We start from the raw sequence: 4,138 nt of genomic DNA, 5'->3' as shown, positions 1-4,138 counted from the left end.
AGTTTGAGGAGTACCTCATCAATACCCAGATGATTTAACGGTGAGCATGATGATGCCAGCTAACTTGGAAGAAAAGGAGCTGCTTACTGTTGAGGAGGCAATAAAGCTGTTTAACCTGAGTCGGATAAAATTCAAGCATCTGATAAGAAATGAGAAACTCAGCTTTGTGCAAGGGTTGTGGGCACCTCCAAAATACCGGATTTTCAGCAGCTTTTTAAGGGAAGTAAGAGCGGAGCCTACCTTACCATCGAGCCAAAGAAAGTAGCCATAGATCCTGTGGCGGTATGGGAGGTAACGGCTGATGATGAACTTTCCCTTGACCGCTACGAAGGCTATCCGAATTTCTACTACAAGACCGAAGTGGAAATACCAGTAGTCTGCATCAGCGACCGCAGGGTAAGAAAGCTTAAGGCATTCATCTACATCATGCACGAAGAGCGCGAAATCGGTGTTCCTTCCCAGCGATACGTTGATATCTGCCTTGACGGTTACGAGGCCTTCGGCTTTGACGAAAACTTCATTTATGAGGCTCTCAACATAAGTCTGGAAACCAGTGATGAAATAGCGTTAAACCATAGAAAAAAAAGGATTTATTGACTTGATAAGGTGTGCATTAAGAGCAAATATGAACACCGTAAAGCGGATGGCGGAAAGCCTCAAAACTTCCGCACCGCCGGGTTTAACGATTTAATTCCATCAGGAGGATTACAGAATGAAGACTGATAAAAACGAATCGAAAGTATGCCCGCTCTGCGGCAGAACCTACACCGAAGCTCACGCTCTTTCCCGAAAAGACAACGCCATGCTGATCTGCCCTGATTGTGGAACCAGAGAGGCTCTCGAGGCAATTGGGATTTCAGCGGAAAAGCAGGAGGAAATCCTCGAAATCATCCATGAAAAGCTCGGAGAAAGAGAGGCATAATGCGGGATTGAATTGAACAACAGGAGGTTATAGATGCCTCCTTTTTTCTTCTCATTTAACTCGATTTGAGACGAAATCAACATTGAATGAGAAGAATAAAATAGTACAAAAATCATACATTATTGACTTGCTATACCTCCGGTACAGAGCGAATATACAGTCATCAAGAACAACAACGGAGGCTTAAAAATGAGCAGATTAACAGAAAGAGCAAAGACCTACAGATTACCGAATCCTTCCACTCCGGAGGATCTGGAATGCCGCTGGAGCAAGACCTTAAAGTTTGGTGACAAGGTGCTTCTTGCAGGACATTACTACAATGGCATAGGCAAGCCATGCTACTTCGGTGCGGTTTACGAGTTCCTCACCGATGATACCGGATGTGAAGGTGAAATCGGGATCCGCGAGGTATACCGAAGCTAAACTTGAAGCTATAGAGAAAACATTTGGCGTTATCATACTGGAAACTACTCATAATGCAACTCCTCAGGAAATTTACGAATATTATAAGGAGCGGTGGAGTATTGAAACATTTTACGACTATCTGAAACATCAGATGGATTTCAATGCGTTGGGCGTGCAGGACTGGGCAGAATTGCAGGGGCTTGCATTTATGATGCTACTGGCGACACTGATTAATGGGGCTATTAGTAAAAGATTAAAACAGAATTCTCTAGCGGGGATATGCCAGAGATAATGCTGACTGCATCATCAGTTAAAGCAATAAAAAGCAATGAGGCATGGGCAATCGAAAATGCATCAAAGAATGAGCGTGATATTTTTGATGCATTAGAAGTACCTATTGGGAGTGAATTTATCCCGTCAAATTCTTGGTTCCCTACCTAAACTACGCGGAAGTTGTGTGGTAACAGTGTGGTCATATCCCTACCTTAAACAGGGTAGCAAAGTCTGAAAAGTTGAAGTCATATCAAAGCTTTCTACCCTGAAATATTATGAGATCAGTTTAAGCTGTTCGGCATTATTCAAATAATTCAGATAAAAATGACGGATACTCTACACTAAAAGATATTGACTGCGTTGTATATTGGTAGTACATGATAAGTATCAGCATCAAGATATGAACAAGAACACGAGGTAAAAACGTTGGTCTTCTCCCACTGACACTCTGGGGCTGAACCGATTTTTTGATTTTTCCAAGGGAAACATAAACGGTAGCAAATCTTCTAAGGCTGTAGAACAGGGAAAAAGAATAATTGTAGAAAAAAAGGATTAAAAGATAGCAACTCCATACTGTAAATCCATGAATCAACCAAGGAGCTATAGTGAGTTCTGGGATCAGGTTCTTAACAAACTCTGTTTCGATAACCAAAAGAAGAGGCCCAATCACCAAAGTCAGAATCATAAAAAACCACAACTGATGATTCCAGATACTTTTGACATAGGCAAACTCAACCATGAAATCATTTCTGTTAAACCGCTTAAACAAATCTGAACCAGCATTTGAAATGTTGCAAATAAGGAAGGAAAATGAAATATGGCAAATAAAAAACGCTATGATTACCCCACAATATTCAGTGAAAGATAACGGGATATCCCCCTTAATCTGCAGATAGGTAAACAGCAAAAAGCAAAGGAACAAAACTCCTTCAAGAAGGCTTAGTAATATTTTTCTGCGGATTAGAATAGCACTTTTAATGTCATCCAACTGGGAGATATCGACTTTTTGAAAAGCAAAGATACTGTGAAACAGAGCTAAAAAGAAGGTTAGTATAGACGAAATTAAGAGTCTGATGCTACCATATATTCCGGCAAGCAAATCGCCGAATACTGATAATAAATTTTTTTCCTTATCAGTAGAAACATTGCTAATCAGATCTTCCATCATATCCTCTTCCAAAAGATCTGTATTTGAAACAGACGGGGAAACTGTATTAATATCAGAGTCAGTGTATTTTTTATCTTCCATATTATATACTCCTTTCAATATACAAATAGCATTAATTTTTATAATTTTATTTTAATTTATTATACACCAAAACATTCATGCAAGTAGTATATCCTTTTCTTTCTTCTGGAGTATCAGTATTGTCCAAAACTACTGATGCCAAAACTTCCTTATTAAATCCTGCATGTCTGAACAGAAATTTCAGATAATCTTTAGGTCTATCATTAATTTTATGTGACACCCCTAAATGAGGATTATTTTATTGTTAATTAAAAAAGGAGCTTCTAGTCTTTTAAATTAAAAAATGAACGAAACAAAAAAAAGAAGATCCTCAGCATGAATTATATACATAATACACCCCAGTACAGCAAATTGACAATGCATTCTCAGGATAAGCGGTGTGGATTTTGAAGATGAAGGCCATGCCATTGAATGGGCGATGAAAAATGCCAACTGATACGGAGCTTAACGGCTCCTTTTTTATACCCTGAAAGATCGCTGCGGCGGTCTTTTTTTTTGCCTTAAAGGAGATGAGCAGATGGCAATGCGGAAACTTAAAAAATACGTCCCCACTAGATTTCTGGCCAAAGGCTCAAAGTACGATAAGACTGCCGCCGACTACGCTGTGAACTTTATTCAGGCTCTCTGCCACACCAAGGGAACGTGGGCAGGTAAGCCTTTTGAACTTATCGACTGGCAGGAGCAGATCATCCGTGACCTTTTTTGGAACCTTAAAGCCGAACGGCTACAGGCAGTTCAATACCGCCTATGTTGAAATACCCAAGAAGATGGGCAAGAGTGAGCTGGCTACCCCTGTAGCACTCCTTCTTACCTGCGGTGATAGCGAAGAGCGAGCTGAGGTTTACGGCTGTGCTGCCGACAGTCAGCAGGCAACCATCGTATTTGATGTGGCTGCCGACATGGTGAGAATGTGTCCGGCTCTGAACAAAAGAGTCAAAATCCTCGCCTCGCAGAAACGCATCGTATACCTCCCCACTAACAGTTTTTATCAGGTCCTTTCTGCGGAAGCCTACTCGAAGCACGGCTTTAACATTCATGGTGTGGTCTTTGATGAACTGCATACACAGCCCGACAGAAAACTTTTTGATGTGATGACCAAAGGCTCCGGCGATGCCAGAACCCAGCCGCTGTATTTCCTCATCACTACTGCCGGGACAGTGTTGCTGACGGTTCATCGCTGGTTTGCTCGAAAATCCTGTCCGGGAAACTGGCTATTTGAAAGAATGACCAGTTTGGCTGACGAGGTTAATGGCAAACTGCGAAAAGAAGAAACAAAACAAATTTTAAAA

The 4,138-nt window shown here is 41.1% G+C and carries 5 protein-coding genes and 1 pseudogene; 5 read left to right on the top strand and 1 reads right to left on the bottom strand.

Annotated features, from left to right (window positions below; translation table 11 throughout):
* Window positions 1-177 precede the first annotated feature (177 nt).
* From QZU58_RS10030 to QZU58_RS10015, 4 genes are all read left to right on the top strand, one after another.
* The gene (locus tag QZU58_RS10030) at window positions 178-597 is read left to right on the top strand and encodes a gamma-glutamylcyclotransferase family protein (protein WP_294496468.1); all 420 of its coding nucleotides are present in this window, start codon (window positions 178-180) and stop codon (window positions 595-597) included.
* 115 nt (window positions 598-712) lie between these two features.
* Entirely contained in the window at window positions 713-922 is a 210-nt protein-coding gene (locus QZU58_RS10025; RefSeq protein WP_294496467.1) for a hypothetical protein, read from the top strand.
* Between the two features lie 189 nt (window positions 923-1,111).
* Window positions 1,112-1,345: a hypothetical protein gene (locus tag QZU58_RS10020; protein ID WP_294496465.1), complete on the top strand. Its 234-nt coding sequence runs from the start codon at window positions 1,112-1,114 to the stop codon at window positions 1,343-1,345.
* Window positions 1,311-1,619 carry a transposase gene (locus QZU58_RS10015; protein WP_294496463.1) on the top strand — a complete coding sequence of 103 codons (309 nt, stop codon included), beginning with the start codon at window positions 1,311-1,313 and terminating at the stop codon, window positions 1,617-1,619. Before QZU58_RS10020 ends, QZU58_RS10015 begins: the two co-directional genes overlap by 35 nt.
* Before the next feature lie 282 nt (window positions 1,620-1,901).
* Here QZU58_RS10015 and QZU58_RS10010 read toward each other — a convergent pair whose 3' ends face one another.
* On the bottom strand, window positions 1,902-2,849 hold the full coding sequence (locus tag QZU58_RS10010) for a hypothetical protein (protein WP_294496461.1): 948 nt from the start codon (window positions 2,847-2,849) through the stop codon (window positions 1,902-1,904).
* Window positions 2,850-3,372: 523 nt separating this feature from the next.
* Here QZU58_RS10010 and QZU58_RS10000 point away from each other — a divergent pair.
* Window positions 3,373-4,006 (top strand): annotated as a pseudogene (locus QZU58_RS10000) (terminase large subunit); the annotation flags it as partial.
* Between the last annotated feature and the right edge of the window lie 132 nt (window positions 4,007-4,138).

The sequence above is a fragment of the uncultured Ruminobacter sp. genome, from assembly GCA_902764345.1.
Taxonomy (GTDB): Bacteria; Pseudomonadota; Gammaproteobacteria; order Enterobacterales; family Succinivibrionaceae; genus Ruminobacter.
Note: the sequence above shows the minus strand (reverse complement) of the source record. Positions and strands in the feature narration are given on the sequence as shown.

Excerpts from the sequence above, each read along its gene's own strand:
- QZU58_RS10025 (WP_294496467.1), top strand. The coding sequence starts at position 713 with ATGAAGACTGATAAAAACGAATCGAAAGTATGCCCGCTCTGCGGCAGA.
- QZU58_RS10020 (WP_294496465.1), top strand. The coding sequence starts at position 1,112 with ATGAGCAGATTAACAGAAAGAGCAAAGACCTACAGATTACCGAATCCT.
- QZU58_RS10010 (WP_294496461.1), bottom strand. The coding sequence starts at position 2,849 with ATGGAAGATAAAAAATACACTGACTCTGATATTAATACAGTTTCCCCG.